The sequence below is a fragment of the Hyalangium ruber genome, from assembly GCF_034259325.1.
Lineage (GTDB): Bacteria > Myxococcota > Myxococcia > Myxococcales > Myxococcaceae > Hyalangium_A > Hyalangium_A rubrum.
Genome location: NZ_JAXIVS010000004.1, coordinates 787,634 through 803,273, shown reverse-complemented (window position 1 = coordinate 803,273; position 15,640 = coordinate 787,634). Strand labels below are relative to the sequence as shown.

The window sequence follows — 15,640 nt, the reverse complement described above, 5'->3', positions numbered from 1 at the left end:
ACCACTATGACTCTCCGCAAGAAGCTCCTCACGGGTGTTGTCGTGCTCACCTCCGCCGCCGGAGGCGCCGCGCTCGCGACGGAACCCGCCGCGCGCAAGGCCGAGCCGCTGCCGCAGCATCAGGTGCCCACCTCGAAGGATGGCAACCTCGTCGTCGGCCTGTGCGATGGCGAGACCTCCATGGAGGTGAAGGGGGTGAAGGAAGGCGGGAAGATGTCACGCGATCAGGCGCTGGCGGTGACCGGCGCGCTGATGACCGAGTGGCGTCGCAAGAACCCCCGCGCGAACTGGGACGACGTGGCGCCTCCGCCGCAGGTCCTGGCGCAGGCGCCCAAGCCGCCGCCTTCGCCGGACCCGAAGGCGCCGCGCAGCCCTCCAGCGCTGCCGACCACGCCGCAGAAGCCCGGTGCGGGCGGCGCGGTGGGGACGGCCGGGCAGAACGCGGCTTCGGGGGCCTCTCAGGCCGCCAAGGACTCCAACCTCCAGACGGGCCACACCTACGGCGCCTTCAGCAACCGCGACGAGCAGGTGTGGGCCGCCTCCACGCAGGCGTTCGTGGAGGAGGGCAACCGGGTCTTCCACGACGCGGAGGCGGTAGGCGGCACCATCGCGGTGTCGTGCGACATGTGCCACCCGGACGCGGCCAACACGCACCCGGAGACGTATCCGAAGTACCAGGTGCAGCTGGGCCGCGTGGCGATGCTGCGCGACATGATCAACTGGTGCATCCAGAACCCGGTGCGCGGCAAGCCCTTGGCCGATGACGACCCGAAGATGAAGGCCATGGAGGCCTACATCTACGCCAAGCGCAAGGGCGTGGCGCTGGACTTCGGCAAGCACTGACGGCCGGGTCTCGGACGTGAAAGGGGAGGGGCCCCCTTGCGCCCCTCCCTCCGCTTCCGTGTTCAATGCGGGCCATGTCGACGGTGTCCACCGGCACGGCCCCTTCCAGGCCCCAGGAAGAGCCACTGGCTCTGCCCTCCGCTCTTCCGCTGGAGGCGGACCCCAGCGGCCTCACCGAGCGGGCCCCGGTCATCACCACCCTGTTGCCGGATGAGGCCCTCGCTCGCGCGCTGGCGGCGGGGGATTCGTTCGCCGTCCACGCCGTCCTCTCCGCCCGCATGGCGCGGGAGCCCAGAGGCCCGACGCGGGACACCCTCCGACAGTTGCTCGCCCACCCGGTGAGCTTCGCGGTGGCCGAGCGCCCGCCTGGGCTGGGCGAGCTGAAGGGGACGGGGGTGGGGTTCATCGGCCTGCCTCCCCCGAGCCAGCAGGAGGTGCCCTTCATTGCCACCCGCGCCGTACGCGTGCTCGGCGTGGCGGTCTGGCCCTTGAGTCAGCACCTCGTACGGCGCGACAGCGAGGGGAACGTCGAGGTGCTGGGGCGCGTCCCCACCTCCGCGCGCTTCAGGGTCCGGCAGTGGGTATCCAAGGTGGCGCTGGGCGCCGTGGGGCTGGTGTGCCTCGCGGGCATCGCCATGCCCTTCATCACGCGGGAGGTGTCCCTCATCAATGGGCTGTCCCGGCCCGTGGAGGTGTCCGTGGATGGGCGGCGGACCTTCCAAGTGGCGCCCGGCAGCCAACTGACCATCTCCCTGCGGAGCCTCAGCGGGCCCCACAAGTTCGAAGCGCGCTGGCCCGGAGAGACGAAGCCCTTCGAGGAGTTCTCCCTGAGGGCGGAGCAGCGCAACTTCTACAACGTGCTGGGCGCGGCCTCGTTCATGGTGGACGACGCGGCCGAGTACACCCCCCCGCGCCGGGTGGATTTTCGCGCCGGAGCCCTGGGCCCCGACGACATGATGTGGAAGGAACGGCTCAACTGGGAGGAGACCGTCCAGGAGCACGCCGATGCCGGGCGCTTGCAGGCCGCCGGAGAGCTGGCCCAGAGCATCGCCCTGGCGGACCCCACCTCGCTCCGGGCTCGCGAGGCGGCCGCGCACTGGCTCATGCGGTACAACCCGTCGAAGGCGCTGGAGTTCGCCCAGCGGCTCATCTCTCGCTACCCGGACGACCGCGCCGCCCATGAGCTCTTCCAAGACGTCTATGGCCTGCTGGGACATGAGACGACCGGAGCCTACGTCTCGATGGACAAAGCGGCTCCGGACGCCTCCGTCGGGCGGGCCCTGGTGCAAGCGCGCTCCCGTCGGCCGGAGGAACAGCGCGAGGCCTACGCGCGCGTCCTGGAGCGCTTTCCCGATTCATTCGAGGCCCAGCGCGCGATGGCCCGCCTCCGTCTCGCGGATGGCTACCCGCAGCGAGCGCTGGAGCTGCTCGATGAGGCGCTCGTCAAGGCGCCCGAGTCCGTGGAGGACCTGGAGCTGCGTGTGCGCGCCCTCATCGCCCTCAAGCGGGTGGGGGAGGCTTCCCGTGCCGTGCAGCGGTATGTGGAGGCCACGGCCCGGCCACGGCGCTCCTGGGAGCTGGCGGTGCTCGCGGGTCGACTGGCCCGCCTCGCGGGACCGGACCGCACGCCGTACATCACGGACCCCCTCCTCCCCGCCGAGTTCATGGAGTCGCCGGCAGCTCAGTTGCGCTTCACGCTCATGACTGGCTTCCGCACCTTGAAGGACGAGGAGCTGAACTTCACGGGCAACGTCACGGAGCGGGAGTCCCTCTGGCTCGCCTTCCTCATCCTCGGCAACGCGGAGAAGGCCGCGGCTCAGGTCTCCTCGGCCAAGGACGGCGTGCTCAACCGCCTGCCCCTGGAGGCCGCAGCGATCCTCGCCCTGGAGCTCACGCGACAGGGGGACACCCAGGCCGCGGAGCGCCTCTTCGGAACGCACTTCGCGCTCATGAAGGCCCGCAAGCCGCTCGAGGCCTATGTGCGCTCGGGCGAGGTGCAGCCCCGCTTTCCGATGCTGCCGCCGGACCTGCTCGCCGTCGCCTACCTGGTGCGCGCTCGCGCCGTCGACAAGGACGCCTTCATCGAGCGGGCCTATGCGCGCTGGACAGACGGGCTCGGTGGCTTCGCCCGCCGCGCGCTCGACCCCGACTACGTGGAGCCCGAGTACCGAGACGTGAAGCCCGTCGACGGGCCTCAGCCTCGGCTTCCCCGGCCGTGGAGCGTGCCTTAGGCCGGCTGGGTGACCTGGCGCAGGATGTCGAGCGACTCCAGCGCCTTGCCCGCGCCAATCACCACCGCCGACAGCGGGTCCTCCGCCAGGAACACCGGCAGGCCCGTCTCCTCGCGCAGCAGCGTGTCCAGGTTCTTCAGCAGCGCGCCACCGCCCGCGAGCACGATTCCGCGGTCGGCGATGTCACCGGCGAGCTCCGGCGGCGTGCGCTCCAGCGTCAGCTTCACCGCCTCGACGATGCCGTTGACGGGCTCGGCCAGCGCGTCGCGCACCTCGTCGCTGCTCACCGTCAGCGTGCGCGGCACGCCCGCCACCAGGTCGCGACCCTTGATCTCCATGGTCATGACCTCGTCGGTCGGGTACGCCGTGCCGATGCCCATCTTGATGGCCTCGGCCGTGCGCTCACCGATGAGCAGGTTGTACTTGCGCTTGACGTACTGGATGATCGCCTCGTCCAGCTTGTCGCCGCCGATGCGCACGCTCTTGGCGAAGACGATGCCGGCCAGGCTGATGACCGCCACGTCGGAGGTGCCACCGCCGATGTCGACGATCATGTTGCCGCTGGGCTCCGTCACCGGAAGCCCCGCGCCAATCGCCGCCGCCATGGGCTGCTCGATGAGGTAGACCTCGCGGGCGCCCGCGTTGGCCGCCGCCTCGCGCACCGCCCGGCGCTCCACCTCGGTAATCCCCGAGGGGATGCCGATGATGATGCGCGGGTTGACGAGCGTCTTGCGGTTGTGGGCGCTCTGGATGAAGTAGCGCAGCATCGCCGCGGTAATTTCGAAGTCGGCGATGACGCCGTCCTTCATGGGGCGGATGGCCACGATGTTGCCCGGGGTTCTCCCGAGCATCTCCTTGGCCTCCTTGCCCACGGCGAGCACCTTCTTGCCACCGCGTGCGTCCTGCTGCACGGCCACCACCGAGGGTTCGTTCGAGACGATGCCCTGGCCGCGGATGTAGATGAGCGTGTTCGCCGTGCCCAGGTCGATTGCCAGGTCACGCGAGAAGAGGGTGTGAAGCCAGTCGAACATACGGGGGCGGGAACTTTCAGGACGGCGGCGGAATTTCCCCAGGGTGAACAAACACCGCGAGCGCAGTGAAGGTATTACTACGTGGCGCGCGGTGCTGAAAGAAAAGCCACCTCTCGTGTCGAGACGTGGGCTGGAGAGCACTCGGCCAGGGAAGGGCCCTCAGCCCACCGGAGAGGGCAGGGCGTCCGCCCCCAGGGGTACATCCTCCCGGGGCTCCGCCCGCTCGGCCGTCAGGGCTCCCTGGAAGGTTGCAGCCGTAGCACCCGCCTCCACCTCGGTGGAGCCGGCGTGGGGGGGCGGTAACACCTCCCCGTTCTCCACGGCGTGGCGGAACTCGGGCGTCTGCCGCAGGGCCTCGCTGGTGACGCGCAGCAGGGCTTCGCGTACCGGCTCGAAGGCCAGTCCGGCGGCGTACCAGAAGGGGAAGTAGTCCAGGCGCACGAGCCCCTTCACGCTCCAGCCTCGCTTTTCGTAGTCCCAGGGGCAGCGGCCGAGTGCCCGGCGCAGCAGCCAGCCGGTGGCGTACTCGGCCCCGAAGATGACGGCGGTGTAGGCAAGGGCCCGTATCGGGCGGGGCAGGAAGCGCAGCCGGTCATGGAGGAACTCCATGCTCAGCGCCGTGGCGCCATAGATGGGGTGCATCCACAGGTACGTCTTCGCCGTACCATGGCTGTCCTTGTGGAGGAGGGCGGCATGCGCGCCGGTGAAGCACACCTCGAGCACCCAGCCCGCACACCCGTAGAGAAGGAATCTGGCGATCACCCTCAGAAGGTAAGAATCCCCCCCCCAACGGTCAGGCCTACCCTCCGGTCCAATGAGGGGGTGTTCCCCAGCGCGCGATTGGGGACCGCCTCCGCCCCGTTACGGTGTCCGAGGGGCGACAGGCTCGGGAAACGCTGTCGGGCAATGAACAGGCCCTAGCGCTTCAGGGCGTACTTGGCGATGACGTAGAGGGCGCGTACTCCGTCCTTCCAGCCGATCTTCTTGCCCTCCTCGTAGGTGCGCCCGTGGTAGCTGATGGGCACCTCGTAGACGCGCCAGTTGCCCCGGGCAATCTTGGCCGTCACCTCGGGCTCGAAGCCGAAGCGCTCCTCCTCCACGGTGATGGAGCGCAGCACCTCGGCGCGGAAGGCCTTGTAGCAGGTCTCCATGTCCGTGAGGTTCAGCCCGCTGGTCATGTTGGAGAGCATGGTCAGCGCGTTGTTCATGACGGTGTGCCAGAAGTAGAGCACCCGCCGGGGCGTGCCGGTGAAGCGGCTGCCGAAGACGACGTCTGCCTCGCCATCGAGGATGGGCTGGATGACGCGCTGGATGTCGCGCGGGTCGTACTCCAGGTCCGCGTCCTGGACGATGATGATGTCGCCGGAGGCCTCGGCGAAGCCCCGCCGCAGCGCCGCGCCCTTGCCCTGGTTCTGGGGCTGGAAGAGCACCTTGAGGTCGTTGCGGTTCGTCGGGTTGCCGCCCAGCAGCGCCAGCCCCTTCTCGGAGAGCTGCTCGAGGAACTCGCGGCTGCCATCCTTGGAGCAGTCGTCCACGAGCACCAGCTCCTTGGGGAAGTCCACGGCGATGCAGCGCCGGAGCAGCTCCGCCAGGGTGGGGACCTCGTTGTAGACGGGGATGACGAGCGAGACGAGCATGACGGGGTGCGGCATTACCTGATTTCGCTGCCTGGAGCGACATTTCTCGGCGCCTGGCGCAGCGCCTCCAGGAGCGCCTCCAGCTCCGCGTCCGAGGTGAGGGGGTTGATGAGGGTGGTGCGCAGGTACACCCCCGAGGGCAGGGTGGTCTGCACCAGGTAGAAGTCCCCTCGCTGGATGAGGAGCTGGCGCAGGCGGGCCTGGAGCGTGTCCAGCTCCGAGGCGGGTACGCCGGCGGGGGTGTAGCGGAAGCAGAGGATGTTGCAGTCGGGCGCCACCGGCACCTCGAAGTCGCCCGAGGCCTTCAGCCGCTCGGCGAAGCGGCGCGTCAGGTCGAAGGTGGCCGTCACATAGTCGGAGAAGAAGCGGGTGCCCAGCAGGCTCAGGCAGGTGTAGAGCTTGAGCGCCATCATCTCCTTGGTGCATTCCAGCGTGCGCAGCCCGATGTCGCTCCAGGGCCGGGAGCCCGGGCCGAAGAGGTAGCTGGCCTGCTGGGCGAAGGACTCGTAGGAGCGGGTGCTGTCGCGAAAGAGCACGGCGGTGATGAGCGCCGGCATCATCATCATCTTGTGCGCGTCCCAGACCACCGAGTCGGCGCGCTCGATGCCCTTCACCTGGTGGCGGTAGCGGGGGCTGAGCGCGGCGGAAGCGCCGTGGGCCCCGTCCACGTGGAACCAGAGGCCGTGGCGCTCGCAGAAGTCGGCTACGGGCTCCAGCGGGTCGAACGCTCCGGTGGAGGTGGAGCCGGCGCTGGCCACCACGGCGATGGGGCGGCGGCCGGCGCGGGTGGCGGCGGCCAGGGTGGCCTCCAGGGACTCCGGGCGGAGGCGGAAGTTCGCATCCACGGGGACGGGGGTGAGGCCCTCCGCGCCCCAGCCCATGACCTTCGTGGCGCGGGCGAGGCTGTAGTGGGCCGTCTCCGCGACGAGCACCGTGAGCGGCGGGCCCGCGGGCGAGCCTCCGTTCCACGCGTCGTAGCCGGCCTTGGCTTGGCGCGCGGCGAGCAGGGCGGTGAGGTTGCCCACGGAGCCTCCCGAGGTGAACACACCGCCGGCGCTCTCGGGCAGGCCGAGCTGTCCGGCCATCCACCGGAGCAGGTTGTGCTCCATGGCGGAGACGGCGGGCCCCATCTCGTACACGGCCATGCCGTTGTTGAGCAGGGAGGAGACGAAGTCACACAGCGCCGCCAGGGGCAGCGGGGCCGACACCTGGTGCCCCACGTAGCGCGGGTGGTGCAGGTGGTTGGAGCCGCCCAGCACGCGGGCGATGAAGGGGGAGAGCTCTCCGCCCGGCTCCTCGGGGAAGCTCGCGGGGAAGCGCGCGAGGCTCTCGTCCGGAGTCACCCACGGGAGCACGGGAAGAGCCTTCCCGCTGGTGGCGCTCGCGAGGTAGTCGGCGAGCTGGTCCACGAGCTGGTGCCCCTGCTGGCGGAAGCGCTCGGCGTCGTAGGCGGCGGCGGCGCGGTCTCGGAAGTTCTGCATGGCGGCGCACCGTAGACCGGGGGGGCGCGCCGGGAAATGGGGGGGCATGGGTGGCGGGCCCACTTCGCGCCATACTGATGGCGCATGAAACACTTCATCCTCGGGGTGGGGCTCGTCGCGCTGGCCGGGTGCGCGGCGAAGCCGGAGGTCCGCGATGAACCGAAAGAGGCGTTCACCTGCCGGGGCCGCCCGCCACCGCCGCGCACCTCCATCACCCAGGCCGACGCGCCCGTGGGCCGGCTGGAGCTGAGGCGGCTGCCCTCCGAGAGCGAGCCGGGCGTGGCCCCTTCGAGCGGAGAGGCGGAGCCCGTGGTTACCTCCGAACCTTCCGCGGGCGCGCGGCTGCCGACGGCCCGGTTCCTCCTGGTGGCGGAGGCAATCCCGCTGGGCTCGCTCGGCGCGGGGCTGGCCAGCGAGCTGGGACTGAGCGTGGTGGTGGCCGCACCGCTGGTGGAGCTGCGCGTGTCCTTGGCACTGCCGGACACGGATGTCTCCCGGCTGCTCGGGCTGCTGCGCGCGCACTATGGCGTGGGCAGCACCTTCACCCAGGGGGTGCTCTCGCTCGAGGAGCGGGAGGAGTTGCTGCAGCGGCTGCTGCTCGTCGAGCCCGCGCCGCTCGTCACCCAGCTCGTCCCGGTGGGAGGGCTCCCGGCGGAGCAGGTGGCCGGGGCCTGGTGCGAGCAGTCCGCGAGCTCGCGCGGCATCGCCTCCGTCATTGGCGAGGACCTGCTCGTCAAGGACTCGGAGCCGCGCATCCGCATGCTCCGGCACATGATCGACGCCCTGCGAGTCCGCAAGCCGATGGAGCCGCCGACGGTGCCCGCGGTGGAGCTGGAGCCCGACCTCGAGGGCGACTGAGGTACCGAGGTTGGCGAAACCGGGGACGCGGAATTATCTCTTGAGGCGAGGGGAGACACGCCATGTCCGCCGCGAAGATCACCATCACCTATTGCAATGCCTGAGGCTACAGGCCTCGAGCTGCCCGTGTGGCGGCTACCCTGAAGGACGAGTTCGAGCTGGACTCGGAGCTGAAGCACGGCCCATCCGGGAGCTTCGAGGTCTCCGTGAACGGCAAGACGGTGGTGAAGAAGCAGTCGCTCGCATTCCCCACCGAGCAAGAGATTGTGAACGCCGTGGCCCGGGAGCTCGGAAGCTGAGGGGCCGACTCAAGGCTTCTTGATGAAGGTCATCGGGGCGCGGTCATTGCGCCCCTTGCCCGCCTGGCGCAGGGCCACGGGGTCCAGCCCCGACAGGTACAGGGCCGTGGAATACACGTGGCCCGCGTCGGAGACGAAGCTCTGGGTGCTCTTCAACCGGCCGGGGATGAGCAGGCCGGTGTCCGGGTCATAGGCCGGATCCAGCGTGCCGTTGGGCATGAGGGGAATGCCCTCCAGCGAGGCGCTGCCCACGCGGCCCCACTGGGTGTTGCCGCGCACCGTGCCGCCCAGGAACGCCGCGCTGCTCACGCGCCAGTGCTGGCAGCAGTCCTGGCCCATGATTTCGTCGTACTTCTGCACGTCGCTCAGGCCCGCGTTGGTGAGGATGCCCTGCACGTCGCCGGTGATGGTGCGCCCCATCTCCGAGGCCAGCACGATGGTGGTGAAGTCGTAGTAGCTCTTGCCCGTGTCGCCGTAGGGAGTGGCCTTCAGCTTCGCCACCAGGGTCTTCAGCGGCGACCACAGGTGCTTGCGCGCCATGTTGAGCTGATCCTGCTGCCCCTTGTTGTTCATGATGGTGCGGCGGTCATTGTGCGTGTCGTACATGCGCAGGCCGCGGTTCTCGATGAAGAAGCCGATGGAGAGCCCCTTCGTCATCAGCTCGTAGGTCATCAGCGCCTGGACGTTGGTGTTGGGCGTCTCCTTGGAGCGGGCGGGGTTGCCGTTGATGGAGGAGGACTCGGTCGTCTCATCCGTGGCCGCCACGCCGAACTCGGAGCGCAGCGTGGTGTCGTTGAACATCGTCTGCGGGTTGATGTCCGGGGCGCTGCCGCCGGTGAGGGCGCGGTGGATGGTGAGCGCGGAGGAGAAGGCGCGCACCGACTCGCCGTTCTTCTCGTTGAGGAAGTTGGCCTGCAGGTTGTCGGTGAACTGGCGGATGCGCGCCCCGCGCTGGCCCTGCGCGATGCTGCCCAGGGACATGAGGCGGTTGCGCATGTCCGCCGGCGTCTTGCCGTAGAGCGTGTGCGCATGCACCGGCCCGAGCTTCTCGTAGTAGCCCGTACCCTCGGGGTAGGAGGGGATGGACAGCTCGCCATCCGAGAGCCAGCGGTGCCAGCTCACGTGCGGCAGCAGGTAGCCGGTGCCGTACGCCTCGCAGAAGGCCTGCATCACCGTGCGCTCGTCCGGGTGGCGATAGCCGGACAGGGATGAGCTGTAGCGGCCGTAGTGGTACTCCCAGCGGCCGCCCGAGTGGAACGTGTTGCCGTTGTGGCTGGACACCACCGCCATGTCCGGGAAGAGCGGCAGCCCGTCCTCGGCCAGGTAGCCGTAGGTGATGTTGCCCGAGGTGCGCGGCGGGTTGAGCGGGCTGGTGCCGTAGTTCTTCGGCCGGTAGCGGTGCTGGCTCCAGCCCGGCACGGGCAGCAGCGTGCCGGCGGGGATGATGCGCGCGGCGTCGTTGGGCGTGTGGACCGGGTTGAACATCGAGTACCCGTCCCAGCCCCCTTCCTGGAACCAGTAGATGAGGAAGTGGGGCGTGGCGTTGAGCTCCGCGGCGGCGGCCTCGGCGATGCCCAGCTCCTTCTTCGTGCCCGGCACGCCGAAGCTCCGGAAGAAGCGGAGCCAGTCCAGCGTGCTGATGGCGGTGCCGGCGAGCGCGCCAGCGAGGAATCGGCGGCGGTTCATGGTGCGGCTCCCTGGAGGTGCTTCAGAGGTGGGTGTACTCGGGAGAGAGGGCAATCGCTTTCAGCACGGCCTTGAGGTTGCCCTCCGACGCGTGCGCCACGTCCCACAAGCGCTTGTACATGCCGCGCTCGTCCAGGCTGTACCGCATCTCCCGGCCGAAGAAGAGCATGTACTGCGCGTTGATCGTGCGGCGCAGGAAGGGCTCTTTCTTCACCGCCTGCTGGGCGAAGGCCTCCATGCCCTGGCCCTTGTAGGCGTAGACGCCCACGAGCCCGCGGTCGCTGTCGTCGATGGGGCGGCCCTGGTCGTCCGTGGTGCGGTAGTTGCCCGCGTCGTCCCACCGCATGCGCTGGTACGACAGCGGGGTGAGCGTCTGGTGACACGAGAAGCAGATGCTCGTCGGGTCCACCGTGGAGGCCGCCGTGGCCGCCCCGCGCATGTCGAACACCTCGGAGGGCACCTCGAAGAGCGTGCCCATGAAGTCGGTCATCACCCGCGCCGCGTAGTTGTAGCGCGGCAGGCCCGGCTTGTTCTGGATGAAGCCCTTCATGGTGAGCACGCCCGTGTTTCCGTGCTCGGTCGCGCGCGGCACCTTGCTGAAGTCGAGCGCCACCGAGTAGTCGCCCGTGAGCAGCTCCTGCATCGGCGCTCCGGTGGTGGCCAGGTACGTCCACAGGCGCGCCGGCTCGTCCGTGTCCGCCGTGCCCTCGCTCTCGGTGCGGATGCGCATCTTGTGGAAGTAGTAGGCGCGGAACTCCGCCGAGCCCAGGTACGTCTCCACCATCTGCTCCCAGCTCTGGCTGCCGCTCTCGAAGGCCGAGAGCTCCGCCGCGTTGGGCGGGCGGCCCACGAGGTCTTGCGCCAGCTTCACCAGCAGCAGCCGCTGGCGCTCCAGGCCCGAGCGTGTCTCGTGCGAAGGCGGCAGGGTGAAGAGGAAGTCCGGCGAGCGCATCAACCCCTCGCACAGCCCGCTCCACGCCTTGGGCACGCTGGCCTCCATGGTGAAGAGGTCCTGGAGCAGCGCGTAGCCGTTGGCCTGCTCCTGCGCGGTGGCCGTGCGGTAGAGCATCCTCTTATAGAGGGTGTTCACGTGTACCTTGGCGGCGTCCGCCCGCGCGGTACCGGAGGGCGGCTCCGTGGGCCCCGTCACCTGGAGGAAGTCCACGTAGAGGTTGCGGTCGCAGACGCCTTCCTGGTTGTAGTCGTTGGTGAAGCCCACCGAGAGCACGTGGCTGCCCGCGGGCACCGTCACCGTCTGCACGAAGTCCGTATAGGCCGTTGTGTTCACGCCCCAGGCCTGCACCTGCGCGCCGTCCATGCGCAGCTCCATCATCGGCGGCTCGGAGCCGCACAGGTCTCCCCGCGCGCGCACGGTGAAGCGGTACGTGCCGCCGTAGCCGATGACGTGCGCCTGCGTCGTGGTGAGCGTGCCGGTGGTGTAGAGGTTCCACCCGGTGCCCGCCGTCTGGCCCGTGCTGGGCGTCAGGTCCTGGGAGTTCTCCGCCTGGAAGGTGCGGGTGGTGGCGGCGGGCGTGTCCACGAGCCCCGCGCTGGTGTCCACGCCGGCGAAGGGGCCGGTGCGGTTGGTGGCCGCCGCGCCGCACACGTCCAGGGCCAGCTCGTCCAGGCCCAGCAGGAAGTCGGGCGTGGCCACGCGCGCCTCGACGAAGTACTGCTCATAGTCCACGCCGCCGAAGAGCCCCACGCGCTGGGCGAACTTGTCCACGTTGTTGCGCACCCAGCTGTCGTTGAAGACCAGCTTCACCTTCCCCTTGAGCTGCACGAAGTTGAGGAAGGGGTTGTCATACGAGGCCACGGGCGGGCCGGAGTACGGCTGGAGCAGCGCCGGGGGGAACTCCTCGTCCGGCGGCGTCTGCGGCGAGCGGGCCTCCACCGCTGCCAGCTGGCAGGTGAGGCTGGCCAGCGCGGCGAGCTCCCGAGCGTTCCACGAGGGCTGGCCGCGCGGCATGCGCGCGCTCTCGTCGGTGGTGATCAATCGCGAGAGCAGCGAGCCCGCCGAGGTGCGCAGGTAGCCCGCGGCGCGCGCCGCGTAGAACGTCTCCACCCCGTTCGGGCTCACCTTGAAGAGCCGGCCGCTGGTGGTGGCGTGGCAGGAGATGCAGCCCGAGCTCTCGTTCAGCATGGCCGGCTGCACCTGGCGCTCGAAGTCCGCGGCGATGCTCGCCAGCGTCACCGTGTCGGGAGCGCTCGCGCTCGCGCAGACGATCGAGCCGTCCTGCTCCAGCACGGGTAGCGGTGGGTTGTCTCCGTCGTACACCGGCACGCCATCGCGTGTCGGCACCTCGTAGCCAGGTACTTCCAACGTCGCCTGCCCGTAGCAGCCGGAGGCTCCAGCGGCGGCGATGGCCGTCACCAGGAGCACGTACCGACGGGCTTGAGAGGATGCTTCCATGCAGCAACCCCCGTCCGTGAAGTCCGTGAGGCAGGGTGCATGGCTGGTCCAAGAGAAACCAGGAGAACGTTAAGTCCCTGTGATTGCTCGTGTAGCCAAAGCGAAGCGATCGAAAGATTGCAGCGTTCGAGCAATCGGGCGCTTTGGAGCCTGCCCTGCGGTCGCCCCCATCCGTTCTCCGCCGCACCTTTGAACGTGGCGGGTGATGGAGGTGACACATGGCATGGTGGGATTCACCGCTGGAGCGGCGCTCCATCCAAGCGGGCATGCGGGTGCAGACGCAGCAGGGCGAGCGGCTGGGCAGGGTGCGACTCATTGGCCGCGAGGTGCTCTACGTGCGGCCGTGGCGCTTCTCGCGGCGGGAGTTCGCGGTGCCGCTGGCGCGGGTGGCGCGGGTGACGGGGGGCAGCGTGTACGTGAGGGGGACTCCCTCCGAGGTCTGCGAGCCCCTGGGGGACCGGCTGCAGCGTGACATCCCCACGCAGGTCCATCCGCTGGCCGAGGCCGCCAGCACCGGACACGCGGGCTCCTGAAGACAGCTCAGAATGCGGCGGGCGGGACGGATTTGTGGTTCAACACGGGGCCATGTCCTCCATTGAAGCCCTGTCCCAGAAGGTGTCCGAGGCGTTCGCCGATCGGACGAAGCTGAAGGAAGCCGACTCCGTGGCCGCGGTGCGCGAGACGCTGGCGCGGCTGGATGCGGGCGAGCTGCGCGTGGCCGAGAAGGGCCCCGAGGGCTGGCGCGTCAACGCCTGGGTGAAGGAGGCCATCCTCCTGTTCTTCTCCGTGTCGGAGATGCAGGTGATGGAGGTAGGCCCCTTCGAGTTCCACGACAAGGTGCCGCTCAAGAAGGGCCTGGACAAGGCGGGCGTGCGCGTGGTGCCTCCGGGCGTGGTGCGCTACGGCGCCTTCGTGGAGAAGGGCGCGGTGGTGATGCCGGGCTATGTGAACATCGGCGCGCGCGTGGGCGCCGGCACCATGGTGGACACCTGGGCCACGGTGGGCAGCTGCGCGCAGGTGGGCCGCAACGTCCACCTGTCCGGCGGCGTGGGGCTGGGCGGGGTGCTCGAGCCGCCCTCTGCCTCGCCCGTCATCATCGAGGATGGGGCCTTCATCGGCAGCCGCTGCATCGTCGTCGAGGGCGTGGTGGTGGAGGAGGAGGCGGTGCTGGGCGCCAACGTGGTGCTCACCTCATCCACGCAGATCATCGACGTCACCGGCCCTCAAGAGCGCGTCTATAAAGGACGGGTGCCGGCGCGGAGCGTGGTGATTCCGGGAATGCGCGAGAAAGAGTACCCCTCCGGGAAGTACGGGGTTCCCTGCGCGTTGATCATCGGCCAGCGGACGAAGAGCACCGACCAGAAGACGAGCCTCAACAGCGCGCTACGGGACTTCGGCGTGGCGGTGTAGGAGAGGAAATCCACCGGGTAGCCGTGTCCGTAGACAGAGGAAGACCTGGGGAAATGTGACACGAGATGACCCACCTGGATGACATCCTGCCGGACCTGCTGCTGGGCACGCTGGAGCCAAACGCCCGGCAGGCAGCCGAGCGTCACCTGGCCACCTGCGAGGCGTGCCGGGCGGAGGTGGCCCGGCTTTCACCCGCGGTGGAGGCGCTGACGACACTGGCGGTACCCGCGCTGCCGCCGCCTCAGGTGCTGGAGCGGGTGGTGGCGGCCATGGAGTCGCCGGGGCGCTTCGCGCGCTTCGCGGAGAAGGTGGCCGCGCTGCTGGACATCACCCGGGAGCGGGCGCTGGCGGTGCTGGAGTCCCTGAGCGACGCGGCCGCGTGGTTGCCCGGCCCGACGGAGGCCATTCAACTGCTGCCGGTGGAGACGGGCCCGGCGAAGGCGGGGATGCTGGCGGCCTTCGTGCGTGTCCCTCCGGGGGTGCGCTTCCCCCGGCACACCCACCATGGGCGGGAGTGGAACCTGGTGCTGGAGGGAGGCTTCCGCGAGGACTCCGGGCACGAGGTGTGGCCCGGTGAGCTGCTGGAGAAGGACGAGGGCAGCGCGCACGACTTCACGGCCCTGGAGGGGCCCGCGTGCATCGCCGCCGCCGTCATCGACGGGATTACGAGCTTCGAGGAGTTGGAGGCCTAGGCCGCCACCTGGCCCGAGGCGCCCCGGGGGACGTGCGCCATCGCGGCGGTGACGACCTCGGGGCCCGCGCCCGCCTTGTGCGCGTTCTCGCTCAGGTGCCGGCGCCAGGCCCGCGCCCCCGCCAGCCCCTGGAAGAGCCCCAGCATGTGCCGGGTGATGGAGCCCAGCGGCGCTCCGTCCCGACGGCGCTCCTCGATATAGGGCAGCATCGCCTCCACCACGGCGTGACGCTCTCTCGGGGCCTCCGTGGCGCCGAAGAAGCGCCGGTCCGCCTCGGCCAGCAGGTACGGGTTCTCGTAGACGGCCCGGCCGATCATCACCCCGTCCACGTGGCGCAGGTGCTCGGCGGCGGCGTCCAGGCTCTTCACCCCGCCGTTGATGCTGATGTCCAGGTGGGGGAACTCCGCCTTGAGCCGGTGGACCAGCTCGTAGCGCAGCGGGGGCACGTCCCGGTTCTCCTTGGGGCTCAGGCCCTTCAGCCACGCCTTGCGCGCATGCACGATGAAGCGCGAGCAGCCCGCGGCGGACACCAGGCGGACGAAGTTCTCGAGCGTCGGCCACTCCTCCAGCTCGTCGATGGCGATGCGCGACTTCACGGTGACGGGGATGCGCACCGCCTCGCGCATGGCGGCCACCAGCCGGGCGACGAGCTCGGGCTCGGCCATCAGGCACGCGCCGAAGCGGCCCGACTGCACGCGGTCGCTGGGGCAGCCGACGTTGAGGTTGATCTCGTCATAGCCCCACTCCTCGCCGATGCGCGCCGCCTCGGCGAGCTGCGCGGGCTCCGAGCCTCCGAGCTGGAGCGCCACGGGGTGCTCGGCGGGCGTGAAGCCCAGCAGCCGCTCCCGGTCGCCGTGAATGACGGCGCCCGTGGTGAGCATCTCCGTGTAGAGCAGCGTGTGCCGGCTGATCTGACGGTGGAAGAACCGGCAGTGCCGGTCTGTCCAATCCATCATCGGTGCCACACACAAAGGCATGGGGTAGGCCAGCATCATGAGAGAACCCGGGTGGGAATCTGGAGCATCCTGAAGAGAGGACTCCCACCCGGAGTGCATCTAC

Annotated in this window: 14 protein-coding genes; 7 read left to right on the top strand and 7 right to left on the bottom strand. The window is 69.6% G+C overall.

Annotated features, from left to right (window positions below; all coding sequences use genetic code 11):
- The first annotated feature begins 6 nt into the window (after positions 1–6).
- Together SYV04_RS15530 and SYV04_RS15525 are read left to right on the top strand one after the other, a co-directional pair.
- Positions 7–843, top strand: a complete 837-nt coding sequence (locus SYV04_RS15530) for a c-type cytochrome (protein WP_321546535.1) — start codon at positions 7–9, stop codon at positions 841–843.
- Between the two features lie 74 nt (positions 844–917).
- On the top strand, positions 918–3,074 hold the full coding sequence (locus tag SYV04_RS15525; RefSeq protein WP_321546534.1) for a tetratricopeptide repeat protein: 2,157 nt from the start codon (positions 918–920) through the stop codon (positions 3,072–3,074).
- Here SYV04_RS15525 and SYV04_RS15520 read toward each other — a convergent pair.
- From SYV04_RS15520 to SYV04_RS15505, 4 genes are all read right to left on the bottom strand, one after another.
- Complete coding sequence (locus tag SYV04_RS15520) at positions 3,071–4,105, bottom strand: rod shape-determining protein (protein ID WP_321546533.1); 1,035 nt, start codon at positions 4,103–4,105, stop codon at positions 3,071–3,073. The genes SYV04_RS15525 and SYV04_RS15520 overlap by 4 nt on opposite strands.
- Before the next feature lie 159 nt (positions 4,106–4,264).
- Positions 4,265–4,867, bottom strand: a complete 603-nt coding sequence (locus SYV04_RS15515) for a putative ABC transporter permease (RefSeq protein WP_321546532.1) — start codon at positions 4,865–4,867, stop codon at positions 4,265–4,267.
- A 155-nt stretch (positions 4,868–5,022) separates the two neighbouring features.
- Positions 5,023–5,742: a glycosyltransferase family 2 protein gene (locus SYV04_RS15510; protein ID WP_321546565.1), complete on the bottom strand. Its 720-nt coding sequence runs from the start codon at positions 5,740–5,742 to the stop codon at positions 5,023–5,025.
- A 14-nt stretch (positions 5,743–5,756) separates the two neighbouring features.
- Positions 5,757–7,223 carry a pyridoxal phosphate-dependent decarboxylase family protein gene (locus SYV04_RS15505; protein WP_321546531.1) on the bottom strand — a complete coding sequence of 489 codons (1,467 nt, stop codon included), beginning with the start codon at positions 7,221–7,223 and terminating at the stop codon, positions 5,757–5,759.
- An 84-nt stretch (positions 7,224–7,307) separates the two neighbouring features.
- Here SYV04_RS15505 and SYV04_RS15500 point away from each other — a divergent pair, with 84 nt between their 5' ends.
- The gene (locus SYV04_RS15500; protein WP_321546530.1) at positions 7,308–8,081 is read left to right on the top strand and encodes a hypothetical protein; all 774 of its coding nucleotides are present in this window, start codon (positions 7,308–7,310) and stop codon (positions 8,079–8,081) included.
- Between the two features lie 62 nt (positions 8,082–8,143).
- The gene (locus tag SYV04_RS15495) at positions 8,144–8,380 is read left to right on the top strand and encodes a SelT/SelW/SelH family protein (protein ID WP_321546529.1); all 237 of its coding nucleotides are present in this window, start codon (positions 8,144–8,146) and stop codon (positions 8,378–8,380) included.
- Positions 8,381–8,389: 9 nt separating this feature from the next.
- On the opposite strand, the gene SYV04_RS15490 is transcribed toward SYV04_RS15495, so the two are convergent.
- A complete protein-coding gene (locus SYV04_RS15490) occupies positions 8,390–10,066 on the bottom strand; it encodes a DUF1501 domain-containing protein (RefSeq protein WP_321546528.1) in 1,677 nt (558 codons plus the stop codon).
- A 22-nt stretch (positions 10,067–10,088) separates the two neighbouring features.
- Positions 10,089–12,479, bottom strand: a complete 2,391-nt coding sequence (locus SYV04_RS15485) for a carbohydrate-binding domain-containing protein (protein WP_321546527.1) — start codon at positions 12,477–12,479, stop codon at positions 10,089–10,091.
- Positions 12,480–12,697: 218 nt separating this feature from the next.
- On the opposite strand from SYV04_RS15485, the gene SYV04_RS15480 reads away from it, so the two are divergent.
- The 3 genes from SYV04_RS15480 (at position 12,698) to SYV04_RS15470 (ending at position 14,581) form a co-directional block, all read left to right on the top strand.
- Positions 12,698–13,012: a PRC-barrel domain containing protein gene (locus SYV04_RS15480; protein ID WP_321546526.1), complete on the top strand. Its 315-nt coding sequence runs from the start codon at positions 12,698–12,700 to the stop codon at positions 13,010–13,012.
- A 52-nt stretch (positions 13,013–13,064) separates the two neighbouring features.
- Positions 13,065–13,889 carry a 2,3,4,5-tetrahydropyridine-2,6-dicarboxylate N-succinyltransferase gene (locus SYV04_RS15475; RefSeq protein WP_321546525.1) on the top strand — a complete coding sequence of 275 codons (825 nt, stop codon included), beginning with the start codon at positions 13,065–13,067 and terminating at the stop codon, positions 13,887–13,889.
- Positions 13,890–13,954: 65 nt separating this feature from the next.
- Entirely contained in the window at positions 13,955–14,581 is a 627-nt protein-coding gene (locus SYV04_RS15470; RefSeq protein WP_321546524.1) for a cupin domain-containing protein, read from the top strand.
- On the opposite strand, the gene dusA is transcribed toward SYV04_RS15470, so the two are convergent.
- On the bottom strand, positions 14,578–15,576 hold the full coding sequence (gene dusA, locus SYV04_RS15465) for a tRNA dihydrouridine(20/20a) synthase DusA (RefSeq protein WP_321546523.1): 999 nt from the start codon (positions 15,574–15,576) through the stop codon (positions 14,578–14,580). The genes SYV04_RS15470 and dusA overlap by 4 nt on opposite strands.
- Positions 15,577–15,640: the final 64 nt, after the last annotated feature.

Coding starts and splice junctions, on each gene's coding strand:
- SYV04_RS15530 (WP_321546535.1), top strand. CDS start 7: ATGACTCTCCGCAAGAAGCTCCTCACGGGTGTTGTCGTGCTCACCTCC.
- SYV04_RS15525 (WP_321546534.1), top strand. CDS start 918: ATGTCGACGGTGTCCACCGGCACGGCCCCTTCCAGGCCCCAGGAAGAG.
- SYV04_RS15520 (WP_321546533.1), bottom strand. CDS start 4,105: ATGTTCGACTGGCTTCACACCCTCTTCTCGCGTGACCTGGCAATCGAC.
- SYV04_RS15510 (WP_321546565.1), bottom strand. CDS start 5,742: ATGCTCGTCTCGCTCGTCATCCCCGTCTACAACGAGGTCCCCACCCTG.
- SYV04_RS15505 (WP_321546531.1), bottom strand. CDS start 7,223: ATGCAGAACTTCCGAGACCGCGCCGCCGCCGCCTACGACGCCGAGCGC.
- SYV04_RS15500 (WP_321546530.1), top strand. CDS start 7,308: ATGAAACACTTCATCCTCGGGGTGGGGCTCGTCGCGCTGGCCGGGTGC.
- SYV04_RS15490 (WP_321546528.1), bottom strand. CDS start 10,066: ATGAACCGCCGCCGATTCCTCGCTGGCGCGCTCGCCGGCACCGCCATC.
- SYV04_RS15485 (WP_321546527.1), bottom strand. CDS start 12,479: ATGGAAGCATCCTCTCAAGCCCGTCGGTACGTGCTCCTGGTGACGGCC.
- SYV04_RS15480 (WP_321546526.1), top strand. CDS start 12,698: ATGGCATGGTGGGATTCACCGCTGGAGCGGCGCTCCATCCAAGCGGGC.
- SYV04_RS15475 (WP_321546525.1), top strand. CDS start 13,065: ATGTCCTCCATTGAAGCCCTGTCCCAGAAGGTGTCCGAGGCGTTCGCC.
- SYV04_RS15470 (WP_321546524.1), top strand. CDS start 13,955: ATGACCCACCTGGATGACATCCTGCCGGACCTGCTGCTGGGCACGCTG.
- dusA (WP_321546523.1), bottom strand. CDS start 15,576: ATGATGCTGGCCTACCCCATGCCTTTGTGTGTGGCACCGATGATGGAT.